This is a genomic window from Algorimicrobium echini (genome assembly GCF_900115185.1).
Lineage (GTDB): Bacteria > Bacteroidota > Bacteroidia > Flavobacteriales > Flavobacteriaceae > Algorimicrobium > Algorimicrobium echini.
Map to the genome: position 1 here is coordinate 69,767 of NZ_FOVN01000001.1, position 19,283 is coordinate 89,049.

The window sequence follows — 19,283 nt, forward strand, 5'->3', positions numbered from 1 at the left end:
ACAAGCTACTTATACAGGACTTTTAGATAATAGCTTATTGCTTTTTTGAGGTACGATAAAAAGTAATGTGCTATGGCGTAGTACTACACTTTATAAACCTATTTTTTTTATAACCGCTGACTTGGGTGGTGGGGAAAAGTGGACTATGATATTTGTTAACGAAATGAAACAAACAAATACTTGAGGTAAGGAATACTTGGACTTAACGATGGTTTTGTGCAGCTTGAATGAGGTAACTAAATATAATAATTATTTAGATTTGAATTCCTTCGTATTTTACCTCATCGATAATTGTTTTAACATCTGAATTTACTTTTGGACTAAATAAATCACGACTTATTGTATATGTGCTTAATTCGTTCTCATTGTAATTTAGATTAATTAATTCATTAATGCCATTTTCGTTTAAATCATCTTTTAACCATTCTTGTTCAAAGTCCTTTTGAAGTATTACCGGTTGTCTATTTTTTTTATTATGAATTTTTGCAAATAATGGTGATGCTTTTTTAGTAAGAATAGTAAAGGTAACAACATCGCCAATTATTGTATATAACCCAGCTAAAGACAAAACATCGTTGTTTTTGTTCTTTATATGAAATGGATATTTTTTTCCTTTGTATTCGTGAGGTTCAAAAAATCCTGTTACAGGAATTATACAACGTCTTGTTAAGGCTGAATGTTTGTATATAAAATGATTAAATAATTTTTCGGATTGAGCATTAAGACCACCACCATACCGAACAGCTTCTTTGTAATAATCGGTTAATTGTTCAGGTTTTTTATTGCCTGGAACTATACCCCATAATGCAGGTGCTAAAGCTGATGGACCTTCTTGTGGTATTATAAGCATATCAGGATGAGAAAAACCGTTTAAGTGGTATCTTGGAATATCATACGCTTCTCTTGCATCATCCCTTGTCAATGAAACATCATAGCGATTTTCAAGCTCAATTACTTTTTTAGTTTGAGAAGTATGGAAACACATAAGGTTTTATTTAGGTTACTAAATATACTAATTAAACTCTTATATCGATTATTTCATTAATGTTGGTTGAATATCGTGGGGATAGGCGTTCTTGTTTCATTTTCCATTGCCTACCTAATGATTGACTACCAAACTTTATTTTATTGTTACCGTAGGCTTTATTTAGCCTATCTACGATATTCATTATTGGTTGGTGCTTTGGGTTTTCGGAAGTAAATAGCGTGAATTGTTTTTGATTACTTGGGGTTAAACCCATTACAATAACACCTGCTTTTTTATAATGAAAGCCCTCTCTATAAATTGCTTGTAACCCTGCCTCTGCATATTTAACTAAATCAATGCTCGAATTGGTTGGATAATGTGTTTTTACTACAATGTTTCTACCATATTGAGGTAAATCTTTACGGAAACCGTTGGTATGCAAAAATACCATAAGCATATTGCATTGTGATTTTTGATTACGAAGTTTTTCTGCACAGGACACAGCAAACGTAGATACACGTTCTCTAATATCTTGATATGATGTTAGCATTCCCTCAAATGAGCGTGTTGTTGCTATCATTTTCTTGTTTGCAGTAGTTTCTAAATCTAAAGTAGGTTTACCCTCTAAATCGTGTTTTAGACGTAAACCAACAACAGACATATTTTTACGCACCCAATCATCTGACAGTTGGGAAAATTGATAAGCATTATGAATATTTAAGTTCTTTAGTCTTTTGGTATGTTGCCTACCAATACCCCAAACATCTTCGATTGGTAACCACTTTAAGGCTTTTATGCGCTTTTCTTCATCATCTATTACATAAACATTGTTAGTACGTTCTGGGAATTTCTTTGCTATTTTATTGGCAACTTTAGATAATGCTTTTGTTGGTGCAAAGCCAATACTTATTGGAATACCTGTACCTTTTGTTACACGATTACGCATTGTTTCACCTATTTCCTGAAGGCTAAAAAGTTCAAAACCTATAAACTTTAAAAATGCTTCGTCGATACTGTATATTTCAACTTCTGGTGTAAACTCTGAAAGTAGATTCATCACTCTACTACTCATATCGCCATATAAAGCGTAATTTGAAGAAAAAACGTTTACGTTTTGTTTTTCAAATGTTTTAGAATATTCAAATGCAGGTGCGCCCATTGGAATACCTAACGCTTTGGCCTCGTTGGATCTTGCAATAACACAACCATCGTTATTTGATAAAACCACTATAGGTTTATCATTTAATGATGGGTTAAAAACACGCTCACAGGAAGCGTAGAAGTTATTGCAGTCAACGAGTGCGAACATATCATAGGTTTTTGATTACGTTAGTAACAATACCCCAAATGATAAAATCATTGTCTTTAGTGACTTGAATAGGTTTGTAATTTTGATTTTCTGCAATTAACCAAACACAGTCTTTTTCTATGCTAATGCGTTTAACTGTAAATTCACCATCAATAAAACAAACAGCTATTTTGTTATTTGTAGGTTCTAAACTTTTATCAATAATTAGTAAATCACCATCGTGAATGCCTGCATCTATCATTGAATCACCACGAACACGACCATAAAATGTTGTACTTGGGTTTTTAATTAGATGTTTATTGAGGTCTATGTTTATATCTAAAAAATCATCTGCTGGGGATGGAAACCCTGCACTAATACCATTAGCCACAAAAGGCAATTTTAGATGTGTTGAAACATCTGCACCATAAAATTCTATTGCTCTTGTGTTATATAATTTTCTGACTTGCATATTGCAAAGTTATATAAAAAGGTTTTCGTTTTTTATATTGAAACTTTCAATTTATTAACGGTGTTGAGCGAAAAGGCAGAGCGGATATTTTACATAATACCAGTTATAGCTACAAAATGCATTAACACTGCGATAGCAAACCTTTGAAAAGTGCCGTTTGCTACTATAACTTGTATTATGTAAACATAGCTTTGGGTAGTTTTTGGTGTGAGCTTTGGAAACAGCTTTTTACTTTTTTATTGTACCTATTTATTAAAACATATAAGTTTAAATAAAACAAGTAATGTGCTGTGTGAGGGTTGGCAACCAAAAACTACAAGTGCGTTGGATAGCGGAACAAAACAAAAGACAGAGGATTTTGAGGTACGAAAAAACTGGGTTTTATTTTGTGGGGACTATTCTACTTTTTTACTTTTTTCTTTATGTAAATTAACAAAGTTAAAAGAAGGTAATATTATTGGGTTGAAACCAGAATTGAGAGTCAAATTTGAAACATATGTTCTTATATAAGGAAAAGCTATTGCTGGTGCATTTATATTGCAAAATGCAGAATCCAAAAATTCAGATTCCAACTTAACATCTGTCAAAAATATAGCTACAGAATTTACAGCTAAATCAAAGTTTTTATTTTTTAGATTTAGTAGAAAATGAACCGCAAACTTATTTAATTCTTCATCTTTGATTATTTCAGATTTGAAATTTAAAGTTGTTTGAAGTTTTGTTGTTATGTTTTTATCTAAAGACTCTACCTTTAATTTAACATCATTATAATAAATATGTTCTAGTTTTATCTGCATAATATTAAGCTGCTAGTGCGTAATTATTCTCGCCTGCTTTTTCAAAAAGAGCATCAGAATTACTAACTATAACATATTTAGGTTTTAATTTTTCCATACTTATATTTACAGATTCACCATTGAATAAACACTCCATTGTTTCTCTTTCCTCTGCAAAATCTATCCATTGTTGAATCTTTTCTTCAGAGAATGAAGAAAGAATTTCATCAAATTGTTTATCTAATTTATCTATATCTAACATTTTAATCTACTTAATTTTGCTCTTCTAAATGCAGTGCAAAGTTACTAATATTATCAATACCAAATGAAACTAACTGTATTCTTTTCTTATAATAAAAAAAGGAATGTCTTTTATCTTCTGAATGTATTACTACAGAATATTTACGGTTTGGTTTATGATTTACATTAATAGGCATATCATCATAAATTATGCCTTTTATACCCATCTTGTCCCAAAAATTGTCAGCTAAAAATTGATGAAGCCTTTTAAGTGTTACAGTCTTATTTTTTTTAATAAAATGATTTGATGCTTTTTCTATCCATTTCTTAAATGCAAAATAATGTTTTTCATTAAAAACCGTATTTAAAAAATCTGTTATATCAACTTCTACACTGTAAACATCATAAGCGCCGGTACTCATTTTAAAATCTTCACCCCAATATTTTGCAAATTCTTCATCTACCCAGAAGTAATAACCTTTACCAAGCCAAGCATCTTTAGATATACATATAATAGGTTCATCAATTACACCTTCTACACGAAACTCTTGAGTGTGATAACATATAATATGGTTGTCAGTTTTACCTCTTAACATCATAATCACAAACTATTTAATTTCTCAATAAATATATCTTCTCTGTTAGCTTTATTATAGAATGGCATACCAATAAGTTTATATTGTTGACTTTCGTATAATTCTATTACTGCTTCTTTTTCTATTTCTTGAAGGAATTGTTCTTTCCATTCATCATTATATAGTAAGTGATCACCTTTTGGTTCTATGAATAATTGATAAATAACCTCATCATCTGAATTTTTATCTGTCATATATAACACAAAGTCTGGTTCTGTTGCTTTTGCATCACTAAACCTGTATAACTTAAAGAAACGTTCGTTTCTTAATAAATAGATGTTTTTAAAACGCTCTTTTAAATCTTCAATATTATCGTGGAAATACTTTACTAAAAACTTTTCTTCTGATGAACCATAATTCTCATTGTAAGCATACCAATCTGCTTTGTTCAAGTCTACAAAATATTCTTGAGGAATATCATTACGCATTGTTGGTTTTCCTGTTTCTGCTGTAGTATTTTGATTTACTGAAAACGCTAATTTCTTATTCTTGAAATACTTTCTTAATGGTTCTCTGTAGAATGATTTTGTACCTCTATAATCTCCAAACTTGGTAGATATTTCATTTGCTATTTTGGTAGCTACACTTATAACAATTTCTAATTTTTGATTTGCAGATAGGTTGTTTGTATCCTTTTGTAAACCTGTTACTTCAACTATAATGCCGCCAAAATACTTTTCATTTGTAATAAAATCATTCATAGATTTTACACTTGGAAAAAACTTTTTGATGTTATTGAAGTGGTAAAATGGTATTTTATTTAAACCCTTTTGAATAATTGTTTTATCCCATAAAGAAAACAAATGTTTATTTGCATAATTTGCTTGTACTGTATTTTGCTTTACTCTGTTATTATCTAATATTACCGTTTGAGCTGACCTATTTGTTTTTAATGCGTAAGTGTGCTTTTTTACAATAGTTGGCTCTTGATATTCTAATAATGTTTTTGGGTTGTTTTTAACCTTTTTATTTAAAAATATAAAACCACTTTTATATAAAGCTGTTTCTTTAAATTCATCTTTAAGAATTAAATCTACTTCTACTTTTTCTTCAGGAAACATTCCTATTTGACGAAGTGCATTATTTAATTCAGTAATATATCTTGGGTTGTGTGAGCAATGATAATGTAAAGTCTCGCAAAAACGCATTATGTTTTCTAAATCATTATCGTATTTACGTTTGTCTAATTCTTGATTTTCTTCTAATTGAAATGGATAATATCTTGCACCTCTACCAATTAATTGTGCTTCTGCAACTGTAGTTTTTCCAGGTGTGCTACCTTTGGCATCACGAGTATCATATAATCTAACAATATCGTATAAGTTTAAAACATCCCAACCCTCATTTAATTTATCTACTGCAAATACTGCTCTAATTTCATTATTATTATCCTCTAACGTATTAATAGTTATTTGTTTTTCGTCACTATCATTTTTAGAATTTACAGAAACAATTTTATCTTCTGTAAAGTCTTCTTTAATTTCATCAATCAAACCTTGTGATGATATATTTAACTCTTTAAAATATGCTATTGCTTTATCTAAAATTGCATTATCTAATTTTATAAGATTCTCTAATTTAGTAACAGTTAAGTTTCTTATTTCATCAATAAATGCTTTTTCCATTTCAGCACTTTCTGTAGTTGTTTTAGATTTAAACATTACTACTGGTTTTGCTAAAATGCCTTTAGACGCAAATATTTTCTTTTTAAACTGACTTATTAATACTGCAACAATTGCACGTTGTATAGGTTGATAATCTACTTGGTTGGTTTGCACTTCTTTTGAGTAACCATCTTCTCTAAACTTTGCTAATGAATAATCATATAATAATTTATCTGCGTATTTAGATGCTATATTAGGATGATTGAGGTCTAATGTAGCTGTAAACTCCATCATTATATTGTTTACATTGCTTCTTAAAATACGCTCAACTGTATATTCCCAACTATTAAAATCTTCCTTCTCTCCTTTGCTTAATTTCTTTTTTGTAAGTGTGTTTATGTGGTGTGCCTCATCACTAATTAAAACAACTTCTTTGTTTAAAAAATCATCAAAAGTTATACTGTTTTCTCTTGGTGCATTTAGTTTGGTATGTAAGCCTTGAATGGTTGAAAACAGTATGCTAATATCATCTGTATTGGTGCTTTCAAAACTTTCTACTTCTGTAATATTTACATTTACACCATCTATATTAATTTGCTCTTTGAATAAATATTTAGTGCTGTTTGGGTTTAAGAAGTTTTCTTTTGTTTTACGGATAATAGTATCTGTATTTACAAAGAAAATAAAGTTACGATAGCCCATTTTATACAACTCTAACATTGCACCTGCCATTACCAAGGTTTTACCAGAACCTGTTGCCATATGAAACAACACTTGTGTTGGTTTTGCTCTTAAACGTGGGTTATTTATGTAATAGTTAAAGTGTGTAAACGCTTCTTCTTGATAAGGACGTGGTGCAAACTTTAGATTATTTTTAATAATGGGTGATAATTCTACAATTAAATCACCATCATCAATTTTGGATGCAATACGCTTGTCTAAACGTTGAATAGTATTTTGGTTAAACAATGACATATCTAATCTTTAATTATTGCTTGATAAAAATAGTTTGCAGCAGTAACTTTATCTGACCTTATGATTAAACCACCACTTGGACGCCAACCTTTTTCTAAATACTCATTAACTAGTTTTTCAAAGTCTTTTTCGAAATGTGTATCTAATTTTAATATTTTATATTTCATTATTAATTTTTATAAAATGAATAGTTTAACGCTTTATCTGCTTCACTGATATTGAAACTTTCATCTTCAATCTCGCTAAAGTTTACACACAATTGGTTTTTATCTAATATCTCTATTAAATACTGTTGCATAGTCTGTAATGAAGCTGTTTTAAAAGCGTCTAAACGCTTATTGAACATATCTTTATCGAATTGGTAAGAAATAAACGCTTTGTCTTGCATTTCTTCCCAAACAGATAAAATATCTTCTTTAGTTTTAGCTTCTTGTATTTTATTTATAAAGTATTGGTTGTATTGCATTAGTTCTGCATAAACAAATGAGCCACCACCTTGCCATTCAACATCTTTAGAAATACCACCTTGTTCTCCTTCAATTACTTTTTGCAATCTTTTAGTAGTAATAGTGTTTATATAGTCCATTTGCTCAACACCAATATACTTACGATTCATTTTGTGAGCTACAGCTGCGGTTGTACCACTGCCTAAATGATAATCTAAAACAATATCATTTTCGTTAGTACATATATGTATGATATTTTGAATTAAATATTCAGATTTAGGAAAACCAAATACTTTTTTACCAAAAAGACTATCTAGTTCTTTAGTACCTTTATTGCTTATGAAATTCTTATTAAACCATACAGTTTTTTCCATAGTTGTATTTGACCTATATTTTTGGTAAACCCTATAAACACCATCTGAACTTTTTCGAGAAATTAAATGTTCTTCTTGGTTTTCTTTGGATTTTTCTTTACCCCATCGCCAAACACTTTCATTACCATTAACAGTAATAGGAAATACTTCTAACCAACCCTCTTTTTGAGCAACTGATACTTTACAAAAACCATTTTCATCTTCAGAAGTTTCATCTATATAAAATGGATATCTTAAATTCGGACGATTTGTAGAGTTAAAAGCATTTGCATTTTGATTTCTCAAATCTGTTAAATCAAAGCCACCGTTAGAATCTTTATATCTAAATTTATGACCTACTTTATTAATTTCATTAGTTTTAGCATTATCTAAATTTTTAGCATACATTAAAATATATTCATGTGTTTTTGCAAGATTACCATAACGTCTACCCTCTGTTTTGACAATAGTCGTAATACAGTTATCAAAATTAACTCTACCAAATATCTCGTCAAGCATAACCTTTAAATAAGCTTGTTCATTATCATCACATTGAACTAATATAAAACCATCTTTTGACAATAATTGTTTAGCTATAACCAACCTGTTTTTCATAAAAGTTAACCAAGCAGAATGATTGAAATTATCATTATATTGAAAACTATCTGAACCTGTATTATAAGGTGGGTCTATATAAATAAGTTTTATTTTACCTCTATGTGTTTTTAGCAATGAAGAAAGTACTAATAAGTTGTTTCCTTTTAAGATAAGGTTTTCATCTCCTGTAAACTCTGTTACTTTATGCTTGCCATCTTTATCGTATTTTTTAAAGTTGGTAAATGCTTTTGCATCTAATAATCTATCTACATTATCTGGTGCAAGTGTTTCATTCCAGAATATCTCGTTTCGTTTTTGGTCTTCTTTGGTTTGCCCTCCTTCTAAAACACAATCTTTATGAGGCCATACTAACACAACATCGTTTTTAGCTTTTATAAAATTGTCTGTAGTATCATCATTAATAGCTAAACCTATTTTATTTTTAAAGGCTGTATAGCTATCAGGCAAAAAAGACTTATTGTTTACAAACCTTTGAAACTTAATTTTATCGAACACCAGTACATTTTCTACTTCTTGAAAGAAGTGTTTTTTAAAGGTGTCGTTTTTAATTAACAGGCTTATTAAAAAGGGTTCTACCTTTAAAGCAGCTTCAATTATTTTGTTTTTATTCAATTGGTTATCTACTACTAAATTATCTTGGTCTTTAAGTAGCTCTATAAGGTCGGTTTGTAAGTTTTGCATTTTTAAATTAGGTGGTCTATTTATATATTCTCAAAAATAGAATTTAATTACTAAATGTTGCTATTAATGTATTTATTAAATAACAGCTAATAATTATTTAGGGAGAGTTTAAATATAATTAATTATTTATAAATTCTTACACATTAGCTATTAAGTATTGTTAATCCCTTTCTTTATGTTTACAGAGATTTGCGTTTAGAGAAATAAAAAAGAGGATATAAGGTGTCAATTAACTGTAAACGATAGTTACCCTCTTTAAAAACAATATTTTGTTTCTTATCATTGTATTTAAGATAGATTTGCATTAACTTTTTATTAATTGGCGTGTTGGAGAAATTCTTTTTCAACTTAATTAAACCCTCTTTAAAGGCTTCGTTTTTAAGTCTTGATGCTGTAGCTGTTGAGATATTAAAAAGCTGTGTAACACCATTAACAGAAACAGGAGCATATTGCTTTTTATAGTTAAATTTAGGAGACAAAAAATAATAGGTACTTCCCTTTAATTGTACGCTTTTTTGTTTCTTAACTTTTCTCCAAAAATCTTTATGAAGATAACCATAAATTACTGCCCCTGTAACTGCTTTTATTTTATTGTAATTAGAAAAATCAATTTGATATGCTAATCGAACTTGCCAATTATTTTCTTTTCTAATTCTATCAAAGGATTTGAAAATAAAGTACTGTGTTTTGCTGTTGTAAACAATCCAGCCGATTTCCCTTAAAAAATTGATATACTTATTTAATGTTGCTCTGCTATTTATACCTTCTAAATATTCAATAAATTGAAATGCTTCATTGCTTAATTTAGCTTTACCACATGGGTATATTAGCTTGAATAATAAAAAACATTGTAGCTCTTTGGAATAGTTACTGCACTGCGCATCAATAAACATTTCAATTGGCACACTGATATGCTTATTTATTCCTATTTTTTTTTAACAGAATAATTTTGATCTATAACAGCATGAATATCTGAAAGCTTATAATACAGTTTACCTTTAATCTGCACATAAGGTAATATACCTTCTTCCCTCCAGTTAGATGCTGTTTTACTACTTATTTTAAATAGTTGCATAACATCTGCATTATCAAAAATGATATATTCTGGATTTTCATTTTGTTTTTGCTTTTGAAATTTTAACAATTGATCTAATCTTTGATTGATTTTGTTTAAACTATCATTAATTGGGTGTTTGAATGTAGACATGATTAATTATTTTTTAGAGTTAATACTAATTAATGCTTCGTCTAATTCGGTTCGCTTATACCTGATTAGGTTTCCTAATCGATACGGTTTTAAAACGCCTTTTTTATTCCAATCTGATAAGGTTACTAAAGATACTTTTAGAATTTTTGCAGCTTCTTTTCGAGTGATGTATTCAGCAGGTTTTACAGGTTGAAAATGTTGAACTAAAGTTTTTAGCTCTGTTCTTACATCGTTTAAAATGTTTTCTTTTAATTCATTTGGCGTGATACCAAATACTTGTGTTACTTTACTTTGTTCCATCGTATTGTGATTTATTATTTGATGGTGTAAAAGTATATAGTACTTAACTGTTACTTACTATTGGTGTAACTCCAAAAGGTACTCCAACACTAGGAAATACTATCTAAAATATACTGTATTTTATCAATATCCTTTTGATAGTTTTCGCCTAGTTCGCTTACCTTTTTATCTAATTTCTGAATAGCTGTTTTTATATTCTTATCATTTAAACCTGTGATAATACTTATTAATTCTGATTGCTTTACTTTGGATGCATTTTCAATTATTGGATGGCTAAAAAAACCTGTCTCCTGAAGTAGTAATACAATTTGATTTATTGTTAGTTGCTTTGAATTTCCTTTTTTCACTATAAGATTTGTTTCTTTTTGTTTATCTGATTTACTTTCAACAAATTCAATTATTTTTTTAACCTCTAGCATACTAGCGTAACAATAGAAGTCAATTTGAATACATAGCAAATTATGTTGTTCTTGATGCGTTGCATGGTAGATTCCTTGATAATAGGTATTTAATGCTTCATTCAATTCTTTATTTTTAAATTTTGGGAACTCATTTAAATCAACATCATATTTTTTAATATACTGGTCAAGAAAGTTTTCAGGAATACTAGCATAAGGCGTTTTAGTCACTTTATCTAACACATAACTTAAGTAATCTTCTTTCTTATCTTTATCTAGAATTAAAAGATTTTCTGTAATTTCGGATTCTAAATAAGGTCTATAATGCGTGAGGCCGTAATCGTATAATTGCATAAACGATGTTTCTCTAACTGCTCTTTCATTGCTTATTTCTTTACAAAAAACATTTAGGTATTCGTCTTTAAAAGGTTTTGTTTTTGCAATCGGTATTTGTGCCTGATTTTGAGGTTTAACTTTAGGGATTTTAGACCTTAAAAATTCTATAAGCTCATTAGCGTACATACAACAGAAATAATTTAAGAAATCCATTTGCACCAAAAAAGCTTTGTCTTTTTCTTTAGAAAAGGGTTCCATATCGTTATAATGTCTATCTAAAACTGTAAAAATTGGTTCTTTATGGTCTTCTTCTTCTAAAATAGCATCTATGGAAATATTATATTCTTTAAGCCATTTATTTATATAATTAATACCAGCATCTTTTACATAGTACTGCTTTTCAATTTCATTGATTAGAAACTCTAAAAAAACATCTTGATTTTCAGTTCTATTCATTAGTTCTTTTAAGACCTGTGACTTTATATCAGCTATGTAAGTTTGAAATTGTTTTGCAACACCAAAAGCCGTAGAAGTTCTTAAAATATCTTCATCACTTAATAACTCACAAAATTTATTGAATGAATAACTATCTAACATTAATATTAATTATCAATTAGGATTAAACGTTAAAAAAACCGCCCTTAACAATATGAGATGCTCTCTCTTGATTTTTGATTCTAATATACTTATAAAATTCTTTTTCAGTAGTATGACCAGAAAACAACATAATATCAAACACGCTCATTCCTGCTTTATATTTGTTAGTACAGAAACTTCTTCTAGCAGTATGGGATTTGATTAAGTCGTATTTTGGAATCATTTCCGTATTAAGCTTTCCGCCTTTGGTGTACTCACATTTAATTAACTCATCCCATTCTAACATTTGACCAACCTGCTTGATATTTTCGTTTAAATCTTGTTCGTGAATCTTTTTAGGTGGTTTTCCGTTATACCTCTTATTCATTATAGATTTCATTTCCTTGGTAATTGGACAATGCACTACCCTACCGTACTTACGGTTTTTCTTCTGCTTAATTTCAAAAAACTGCACATCATCTATGGTAATAATATCTTCTTCTTTTAATCCGTTGTAATCGCTTATACGTTGACCTGTGTAGCATCCCATTAAAAAAACGTCTCTTGCGTGTTCTAACTCTGGATATTTGGATAGGTCTTTTTCAAACATTTGATGTATTTCTTCTTCAGTTAGATAAATTTCAGTTGTAATTTCCTTTTTAACTTTGAAGTCGTTACTCCTAAATTTTTGATTAGCTGAATAGCCTTCTGAAATTGCATAATTTAAAAACGTTTTTAGTGTTTTTATATGTTTTCCTATAGTATTTAATGAGTAATCATTAGCCTCCATAAACTTTACAAACTTATTATAGAAACTCATATCAATTGATTGAAATATCAATCTCGTTTTATAATACTTCTCATATTCTCGTAATCGTTTTTGAGTTTGCTTATATGAACGTAACGTTATGTTTGAAATTTGCCCATCTTTTAAGTCAATAAATTGCTGAATAACCTCGAAGAAGGTTAAGTTCTTATTCAATTCTACGTTAGGTTTTATTTTTTTAGTAAAAACGTCCAAATGATACTTTAAAACATCTTTAGAGACCTCTCCTTGCTCTTTAGTTAGTTCTGAATACGTTTTATTGATAAACTTTTCTAAACCGCTCAAAAAGTCGTTTACTTCGTCTTTGTTTGAAATTGAAGCTTTATTTTTTACTCTTTGCTTTTTAAAATCCCAATCATCATAACAACTTTTATATCCAGTTGAGTACCTAAAACGTGTAGTTCCGTATGCAAAGTTCAAAATAATTAAACTCTGCTTTTGTTTTGAATTTTGTAATTTAGTATTCGATTCCCTAAATGCAAAACGAGCTGTACCTTTAGAACGTGAAATAGCAGTCATAACATTGATTTGTTTGACTTAAAGATACAAAATTGTGTGCTTTTTTGTGTGCTTTTTAAGGTTTATTTTTTTAGAATTTACTTAATTAAATTATAACAAAAAACACTCTAAAACCTTTATTTTAAAGGGTTTTAATATATTTTGAAAAGAAATGAAATGTTTTAAGAAAGAACACATTGGTACTGGAGGCACCACCAGAAAACCCCATAAACGCAGTGTTTATGGGGTTTTTCTTTTTTAAGGGGACAACATTAGGGACAACCTATTTGAATATTTGCACAGTTCTTCGACAATAGCTTTTATTATAGATTCATAATATAATCGGTCACATTATATAAAAATACATCGCTCCTTTTTACCTTATTGCTCAATTTCGTCATTATCGAAACTGTTTTTTGAATACATAGACTCCGTTAGCCATATATAAGCTAATTCATTTACAGAAGTTCTTATATTTAAATTGTTTTAGTTATCACGGTTTAATTTACGTTTAACTCTAATCTATTAACTCTAATGGATATTACAAACGTCTTATTTATTTCTTTTCAATCCATCAAATACAGTAGGATCCATAGTTTTTAAATACTCTAAAACACGATTGCTTTTCGGAGTTGCAACCAAATTGAATTTCCATTTAATCTCTTCTTTATTAAGAAAATATAATAAAAATTCTTCTTCAAACCTTTTAGATTTTTCTTTTTCTGCAAGTTTTTTTAGTTCTTTCTGACTTTTACCTTGATTAGGTAAATCATTAAAAATGGGAGCTTGGACATCAATAGTCTTATCTTGCAATAGAGATAACAGTTTTAATTGTGTTTCTTCTATTCTTATTATTCTATTTAATACTTCTTTAAGCATCGCTTTCATAATTCACCTTTTAAAATTAATAACTCTCGATTAAATTACTATTGAAAAACCAATTAGGACAGTAAATAACCAAATGAAATAACTGCTTTACCTGATACTAATTTAATGGTCTTATTTGAGATTTAATCTAACTCGGAAAGAAAAACTTTAGATTCAATTTGAAATACCTTATTAAGAACTATAGCAGTTTCAGGCGTAAATATTACCCTCGAATGATAAACGAGAGTAATTTTTTAGTATATTTACTCTCGTTATCATAATAGAAGTAATTTTTACCCCTGTTTAATATGGCTAATTTCAATAAAAACACACCCTACAATAGCTTACCGATACTTCCACCAAAAGCCGATTTGGAAACCACTAAAGTTCTACGAAAAACCATTGATGCCAGTAGAGCTTTAGCGCAATTAAACGGTATGCTAACTAACCTTCCAAATCCGACTTTATTTTTGGACACCATACACCTAAAGGAAGCCAAAGCCAGTTCAGAAATAGAAAATATAATTACAACAAATGATGATTTATACAAATCAATAGTTGCCGACAAAAAGTTTGATAATCCTGCAACTAAAGAAGTAATCAGCTATAAAGAAGCGCTTTGGAATGGGTTAGAAGAAATAAAAAAACGTCCTTTTATAACCACTAACCTATGTATTCAAATAGTTCAAAGCATTAAGAAAAACACAGCTGGAATACGAACAACGCCAGGGACAGCATTAAAAAATGAAAAAGGCGAAACCATTTACACACCACCAACTGGCGAAGATACCATCCGAGAGAAATTAGCGAACCTTGAAGCTTTCATAAATAGTACTGATGAAATAGACCCATTAATTAAAATGGCATTAATGCATTATCAGTTTGAGGCTATTCACCCATTTAGTGATGGGAATGGCAGGACAGGTCGAATCTTATTATTACTCTATTTAAAACTTACAAACTTACTGGATACTCCTGCTATTTATTTAAGCGAATACATCATTCAAAATAAATCTGACTATTATACTAAGCTTCGAGAGGTTACTGAAAACAACAATTGGGAATCATGGGTTCTCTATATGTTAGAAATGGTAGAATATACAGCAAACAAAGGTTTACAGCGCTTAAAAGACGTCACGACCTTAATGCAAGAAATGGCAGAAGAAATTAGAACAACATTACCGAAAGTTTATACGAAAGAACTTGTAGAAATACTTTTTAGACTGCCTTATACCAAAAGACAATTTTTAATTGATGCCGAGCTAGGCACACCAAAAACAGTAGGTAACTATTTAATAGCGTTGGAGGAAGCCGGATTTTTAATATCTGAAAAAGTCGGTAAAGAAAAACTATATCTCAATTATAGATTAATGACTGTTTTAGATGAATCATAATTTAATATCTAGAGGCACCACCACCAAAACCCAATCTGAAAAGGTTGGATTTTTTGGTTTTAGGATTCCAGTACTCAAAGTAATACTTAAATAACCCAAGTAAAGCCAATATAATTTCAGAATTCATTTCTTAACACATTTCTCAATTAGCTATCTAGAATTAAATATTATTTCATGGTGATTGCTCTTTAAACTAAATAAATTTTTATCTTGGTTCACTTTAGTTTAAGCCCTTAACCGCCATGCCAAGATTTTTTAAAACCTTATTTTTCATCACTTTCACGAGCCTGACGGCCACTTTCAGCCAATCTTTCAACTCCAGTTTTGAGGAAGAAATTTTTAAATCCTATAAAAGAGACTCCATTAATTATAATTTTTTCAAAAGCATGTTTGCTATTGATTCTTTAGCAAACAACAATTTGGTTTTAAAATATCAAGATAGAATTAATACACTTCTTAAAACCTTTCCTGAGAAAGAAAATAAAGAAAAAAAAGAACAAAAAAGAATCAAGTTTATTTACGATGAAATTCACAGTGCTTTTTTTAATAAGTATAAATTAGATTCCTATTTCAATGATTTATTTGAAGATGGTACATACAATTGCGTAACAGCATCTGCACTATATGCCTACGCTTTTGATGAATTACAAATACCATATCACATTAAAGAAACACCTACACATGTATTTATAATTGCTTATCCTGAAACATATAAAATTTACCTTGAAACCACTGTTCCTGGAGAATATGGTTTTATAGTTCCAAAAGAATCTGAAATAATCAAAGTGATCGATGAGTTAATCAGCTACAAACTTATAACTAAAGAGGAGGTTCTTAAAAAAGGCTACATGAAGTTTTATGAAGATCTTTATTATGGGCATGAGTTTGTTAATAAAAATGCTTTAGTTGGAATGCAGTATTACAATAGAGGATTATCGTATTTAGATATCGAAGATTACGACAAAGCCATAAATAACTTAAGGAAGTCTAAAATATTTTTCTCATCACCGTTAATAAAACCTATTATAAAAACAATCATGTTTGACAAAATAAATGAATTGGAATTTAATTCATTTGAAGACATAGATTATTTATTAGAGCTAATAGCAATTGCTAATTACCCAGAGGACTACTCCTTAAAAAATTTGGAATCGTCATTATTTAAACTCGTAAATCATGATGATAACACAAATGAATTTATTGAGGCATCCGTAGAAAAATTCAACACTATAAAGGAGGACGACGTAAGAAATACTGCATTAGAGTTTTTATATGAATACCTAGCTAAACAAGCAGGAACAGACGAAAACCTAGACGATGCTTTAAAGTATAGTGATAAGATTATAAATTTAAATCCCAATAGTAAAATAGCTCAAAAAATTATTGAATACGTCTGTTTTAAAAAAATTGCATTATCTACATTAAATAAAGCTACTCTTAATGAACTTGAAAATAATGTTGACAAATACCCTTTTATAAAATCTAACAATCGCTATCATATAGCATTGGCGCACTTATACGGCAACATTTCATTAGATAGCTTTGGTGATAAAGACATTGAAAGTGCTCACTTATATCTTAAAAAGTTAGAAGATTTATTAGATAATAATGACATTACAAATGAAATTAGTAAAAAGCTCATCTCTAATCTGTACACAAAAGCAGGAAATTATTATTATTACAAAGAGCAACACAAATCAGCTTTTACCATATATAGTAAAGGGTTAAGCTACGCACCAAATGACCACGAATTAAATAAAAGGGCTAAATGGTCAAAAGAGGAATTATAACGCTTGCTTCGTTTAAACACTTAATATTACAAATTAATGCGGTAATTTATCTTTTAGCAAACCATAAACATAGGTTCCTAAAATAGCCGATGCAATTACCACCAAAATGGGCCAATATTTTGCCCCTAACAAAACATACATTGGTCCAGGACAAGCACCTGCTAAAGCCCAACCCAAACCAAAAAGCGTTCCACCAATCAAGTAGCGTTTAAAACCACTATCTTTTGCCTCAAACTGAAGCGTTTTACCGTAAAACGATTTTACATTGAACCGTTTTATAACATATGTCATTAACAAACCAAGTCCTAATGCCACACCTATTATACCATACATATGAAACGATTGAAATTGAAACATTTCATAAATTCGAAACCACGAAGCTGCTTCAGATTTAAACATGGTAATCCCGAAAATGACACCTATTACTAAATATATACTTGTTTTCATTATTTAAAAAATTAAAGGGAATAATACATGAACCATTATCAAGCCTCCTACAAAAAAACCAACAACAGCAATTAATGAGGGTCGTTGTAAATTACTTAAACCAGAAATAGCATGACCAGATGTACAACCTCCAGCATAACGTGCTCCAAATCCAACTAAAAATCCACCTATTACTAAAACTAGCAACCCTTTTATATCAGTAAACACCGTATTATCAAAAAGTTCTGCTGGCAAGTAAGCCGTTCCCGCGCTTTTAAAACCTAAACTGTGCAAGTCTGAAATCGTTTCGCTACTAATTGCAACAGCTTTACTTGGCGACAGGTACTCTGAAGCAATAAAACCACCAACAACAGCCCCAATAACCACAACTAAATTCCATCGTTGAGCTTTCCAGTCAAAATTGAAAAAATCGGTTCGTTTACCTGCTCCTGCCATACTGCAAAGCGTTCGTAAATTAGAGGACATTCCGAAGCGTTTGTCTACCATAATGAGCAGAAACATTACTAATGCTATCATAAAGCCCGAAACATACCAAGGCCAAGGTTCTAAAATAAATGTCATTCCTTATGTTTATTTTTGTGCAAAGAAACAGATAAATGTTCAAGAAACTAAATCCTTTGTAACTTTCGTTACAGACTTTAACGGTTCATAATGCTTTCTTTGTATCCATTTGTAATTTCTTCAGTAACTTTGCAAAACAATAAATTGCTATGTGGAATTATATTAACGCCTTTAAAGATGCTATTTCAGGCACACTACATTGGACTTGGAATTCTATCATTTTTGATGTCCCTTGGTACACCAATTATTTTTGGGGATTAATTGTTATTTCACTTATTGTTTGGGGACTGGAAATTCTATTTCCCTGGCGAAAAAATCAAGCCGTTTTTAGAAAAGACTTCTGGCTAGATGCATTTTATATGTTTTTCAACTTCTTTATTTTTGCCATTGTTATTAGTGGTGTTTATAGTGTTTTAGAAGTCGCTTTTGCAGATTTAGGTTTTTCCATGACGAGTCTGGCTATAATAGATATCAGTATTTGGCCTATGTGGTTACAACTCGTGGTGTTTTTTATTGTTTTAGATTTTGTACAATGGATTACTCATGTTTTACTACATCGTTTTGATGTGCTTTGGCGTTTTCATCAAGTACACCACAGCGTAAAAGAAATGGGTTTTGCCGCTCATTTACGCTATCATTGGATGGAAAACATTTTATACAAGCCTTTAAAGGTTTTTGGCGTTATGATTCTTGGTGGTTTTGAACCGGAACATGCCTATATTGTTCATTTTATTGCCATTTCTATAGGTCATTTTAATCACTCCAATATTAAAATCACCTACGGACCATTAAAATATATTTTAAATAATCCAGTAATGCACTTATACCATCATGCCTATAATTTACCAGATAACAGACGCTATGGTATGAATTACGGAATTAGTTTAAGTGTTTGGGATTATATCTTTAAAACAAATTACATTCCTGAAGACAGTGGCACAATTGAATTAGGTTATGAAGGCGATGACACCATGCCTAAAACCTTTTTAGGACAACTAAAATATGGCTTCCTCTCCAAAAAGCATTGA

General features: G+C 29.8%; 21 protein-coding genes. 3 read left to right on the plus strand and 18 right to left on the minus strand.

The window, feature by feature from the left end; all coding sequences use genetic code 11:
* Positions 1–253 precede the first annotated feature (253 nt).
* The 15 genes from BM239_RS00325 to BM239_RS00395 all read right to left on the minus strand — a co-directional run bounded on the left by BM239_RS00325 (position 254) and on the right by BM239_RS00395 (position 14,084).
* A complete protein-coding gene (locus BM239_RS00325) occupies positions 254–985 on the minus strand; it encodes an SOS response-associated peptidase (protein ID WP_092205669.1) in 732 nt (243 codons plus the stop codon).
* Between the two features lie 31 nt (positions 986–1,016).
* Positions 1,017–2,276, minus strand: coding sequence for a Y-family DNA polymerase (locus tag BM239_RS00330; protein ID WP_092205670.1), 1,260 nt, complete (start codon positions 2,274–2,276; stop codon positions 1,017–1,019).
* A gap of 1 nt (position 2,277) precedes the next feature.
* A complete protein-coding gene (locus BM239_RS00335; protein WP_092205671.1) occupies positions 2,278–2,727 on the minus strand; it encodes a LexA family protein in 450 nt (149 codons plus the stop codon).
* Between the two features lie 395 nt (positions 2,728–3,122).
* A complete protein-coding gene (locus BM239_RS00340) occupies positions 3,123–3,524 on the minus strand; it encodes a protein-export chaperone SecB (protein ID WP_092205672.1) in 402 nt (133 codons plus the stop codon).
* Positions 3,525–3,528: 4 nt separating this feature from the next.
* A complete protein-coding gene (locus BM239_RS00345; protein WP_092205673.1) occupies positions 3,529–3,765 on the minus strand; it encodes a hypothetical protein in 237 nt (78 codons plus the stop codon).
* A gap of 10 nt (positions 3,766–3,775) precedes the next feature.
* The gene (locus BM239_RS00350) at positions 3,776–4,342 is read right to left on the minus strand and encodes a hypothetical protein (RefSeq protein WP_092205674.1); all 567 of its coding nucleotides are present in this window, start codon (positions 4,340–4,342) and stop codon (positions 3,776–3,778) included.
* A gap of 2 nt (positions 4,343–4,344) precedes the next feature.
* Entirely contained in the window at positions 4,345–6,957 is a 2,613-nt protein-coding gene (locus BM239_RS00355; protein ID WP_092205675.1) for a DEAD/DEAH box helicase family protein, read from the minus strand.
* 2 nt (positions 6,958–6,959) lie between these two features.
* The gene (locus BM239_RS00360; RefSeq protein ID WP_092205676.1) at positions 6,960–7,124 is read right to left on the minus strand and encodes a DUF1737 domain-containing protein; all 165 of its coding nucleotides are present in this window, start codon (positions 7,122–7,124) and stop codon (positions 6,960–6,962) included.
* A gap of 2 nt (positions 7,125–7,126) precedes the next feature.
* Entirely contained in the window at positions 7,127–9,055 is a 1,929-nt protein-coding gene (locus tag BM239_RS00365) for a DNA methyltransferase (RefSeq protein WP_092205677.1), read from the minus strand.
* 179 nt (positions 9,056–9,234) lie between these two features.
* Entirely contained in the window at positions 9,235–9,960 is a 726-nt protein-coding gene (locus BM239_RS00370) for a hypothetical protein (RefSeq protein ID WP_143094862.1), read from the minus strand.
* A gap of 20 nt (positions 9,961–9,980) precedes the next feature.
* Positions 9,981–10,262, minus strand: a complete 282-nt coding sequence (locus tag BM239_RS00375) for a helix-turn-helix domain-containing protein (RefSeq protein WP_092205679.1) — start codon at positions 10,260–10,262, stop codon at positions 9,981–9,983.
* 6 nt (positions 10,263–10,268) lie between these two features.
* Complete coding sequence (locus tag BM239_RS00380; RefSeq protein WP_092205680.1) at positions 10,269–10,562, minus strand: helix-turn-helix domain-containing protein; 294 nt, start codon at positions 10,560–10,562, stop codon at positions 10,269–10,271.
* An 89-nt stretch (positions 10,563–10,651) separates the two neighbouring features.
* On the minus strand, positions 10,652–11,893 hold the full coding sequence (locus BM239_RS00385) for a hypothetical protein (protein WP_092205681.1): 1,242 nt from the start codon (positions 11,891–11,893) through the stop codon (positions 10,652–10,654).
* A 22-nt stretch (positions 11,894–11,915) separates the two neighbouring features.
* Positions 11,916–13,217, minus strand: coding sequence for a tyrosine-type recombinase/integrase (locus BM239_RS00390; protein WP_092205682.1), 1,302 nt, complete (start codon positions 13,215–13,217; stop codon positions 11,916–11,918).
* Between the two features lie 531 nt (positions 13,218–13,748).
* Positions 13,749–14,084 carry a hypothetical protein gene (locus BM239_RS00395; RefSeq protein ID WP_092205683.1) on the minus strand — a complete coding sequence of 112 codons (336 nt, stop codon included), beginning with the start codon at positions 14,082–14,084 and terminating at the stop codon, positions 13,749–13,751.
* Between the two features lie 287 nt (positions 14,085–14,371).
* Between BM239_RS00395 and BM239_RS00400 the strand changes: the two genes are divergently transcribed.
* Entirely contained in the window at positions 14,372–15,457 is a 1,086-nt protein-coding gene (locus BM239_RS00400) for a Fic family protein (protein ID WP_092205684.1), read from the plus strand.
* A gap of 1 nt (position 15,458) precedes the next feature.
* Here the strand turns inward: BM239_RS00400 and BM239_RS15545 are convergent, their stop codons facing one another.
* Positions 15,459–15,584 carry a hypothetical protein gene (locus BM239_RS15545; protein ID WP_262484314.1) on the minus strand — a complete coding sequence of 42 codons (126 nt, stop codon included), beginning with the start codon at positions 15,582–15,584 and terminating at the stop codon, positions 15,459–15,461.
* Between the two features lie 115 nt (positions 15,585–15,699).
* Between BM239_RS15545 and BM239_RS00405 the strand changes: the two genes are divergently transcribed.
* Positions 15,700–17,247, plus strand: a complete 1,548-nt coding sequence (locus BM239_RS00405) for a hypothetical protein (protein ID WP_143094863.1) — start codon at positions 15,700–15,702, stop codon at positions 17,245–17,247.
* 33 nt (positions 17,248–17,280) lie between these two features.
* Here BM239_RS00405 and BM239_RS00410 read toward each other — a convergent pair whose 3' ends face one another.
* On the minus strand, positions 17,281–17,694 hold the full coding sequence (locus tag BM239_RS00410; RefSeq protein ID WP_092205686.1) for a YeeE/YedE family protein: 414 nt from the start codon (positions 17,692–17,694) through the stop codon (positions 17,281–17,283).
* Between the two features lie 3 nt (positions 17,695–17,697).
* Complete coding sequence (locus BM239_RS00415) at positions 17,698–18,255, minus strand: YeeE/YedE family protein (protein ID WP_092205687.1); 558 nt, start codon at positions 18,253–18,255, stop codon at positions 17,698–17,700.
* A 149-nt stretch (positions 18,256–18,404) separates the two neighbouring features.
* Between BM239_RS00415 and BM239_RS00420 the strand changes: the two genes are divergently transcribed.
* Complete coding sequence (locus BM239_RS00420; RefSeq protein ID WP_092205688.1) at positions 18,405–19,283, plus strand: sterol desaturase family protein; 879 nt, start codon at positions 18,405–18,407, stop codon at positions 19,281–19,283.

Excerpts from the sequence above, each read along its gene's own strand:
- BM239_RS00420 (WP_092205688.1), top strand. The coding sequence starts at position 18,405 with ATGTGGAATTATATTAACGCCTTTAAAGATGCTATTTCAGGCACACTA.
- BM239_RS00385 (WP_092205681.1), bottom strand. The coding sequence starts at position 11,893 with ATGTTAGATAGTTATTCATTCAATAAATTTTGTGAGTTATTAAGTGAT.
- BM239_RS00375 (WP_092205679.1), bottom strand. The coding sequence starts at position 10,262 with ATGTCTACATTCAAACACCCAATTAATGATAGTTTAAACAAAATCAAT.
- BM239_RS00360 (WP_092205676.1), bottom strand. The coding sequence starts at position 7,124 with ATGAAATATAAAATATTAAAATTAGATACACATTTCGAAAAAGACTTT.
- BM239_RS00330 (WP_092205670.1), bottom strand. The coding sequence starts at position 2,276 with ATGTTCGCACTCGTTGACTGCAATAACTTCTACGCTTCCTGTGAGCGT.
- BM239_RS00345 (WP_092205673.1), bottom strand. The coding sequence starts at position 3,765 with ATGTTAGATATAGATAAATTAGATAAACAATTTGATGAAATTCTTTCT.
- BM239_RS00405 (WP_143094863.1), top strand. The coding sequence starts at position 15,700 with ATGCCAAGATTTTTTAAAACCTTATTTTTCATCACTTTCACGAGCCTG.
- BM239_RS00355 (WP_092205675.1), bottom strand. The coding sequence starts at position 6,957 with ATGTCATTGTTTAACCAAAATACTATTCAACGTTTAGACAAGCGTATT.
- BM239_RS00390 (WP_092205682.1), bottom strand. The coding sequence starts at position 13,217 with ATGACTGCTATTTCACGTTCTAAAGGTACAGCTCGTTTTGCATTTAGG.
- BM239_RS00325 (WP_092205669.1), bottom strand. The coding sequence starts at position 985 with ATGTGTTTCCATACTTCTCAAACTAAAAAAGTAATTGAGCTTGAAAAT.
- BM239_RS00340 (WP_092205672.1), bottom strand. The coding sequence starts at position 3,524 with ATGCAGATAAAACTAGAACATATTTATTATAATGATGTTAAATTAAAG.
- BM239_RS15545 (WP_262484314.1), bottom strand. The coding sequence starts at position 15,584 with ATGAATTCTGAAATTATATTGGCTTTACTTGGGTTATTTAAGTATTAC.
- BM239_RS00380 (WP_092205680.1), bottom strand. The coding sequence starts at position 10,562 with ATGGAACAAAGTAAAGTAACACAAGTATTTGGTATCACGCCAAATGAA.
- BM239_RS00395 (WP_092205683.1), bottom strand. The coding sequence starts at position 14,084 with ATGAAAGCGATGCTTAAAGAAGTATTAAATAGAATAATAAGAATAGAA.
- BM239_RS00335 (WP_092205671.1), bottom strand. The coding sequence starts at position 2,727 with ATGCAAGTCAGAAAATTATATAACACAAGAGCAATAGAATTTTATGGT.
- BM239_RS00400 (WP_092205684.1), top strand. The coding sequence starts at position 14,372 with ATGGCTAATTTCAATAAAAACACACCCTACAATAGCTTACCGATACTT.
- BM239_RS00365 (WP_092205677.1), bottom strand. The coding sequence starts at position 9,055 with ATGCAAAACTTACAAACCGACCTTATAGAGCTACTTAAAGACCAAGAT.
- BM239_RS00415 (WP_092205687.1), bottom strand. The coding sequence starts at position 18,255 with ATGACATTTATTTTAGAACCTTGGCCTTGGTATGTTTCGGGCTTTATG.
- BM239_RS00350 (WP_092205674.1), bottom strand. The coding sequence starts at position 4,342 with ATGATGTTAAGAGGTAAAACTGACAACCATATTATATGTTATCACACT.
- BM239_RS00410 (WP_092205686.1), bottom strand. The coding sequence starts at position 17,694 with ATGAAAACAAGTATATATTTAGTAATAGGTGTCATTTTCGGGATTACC.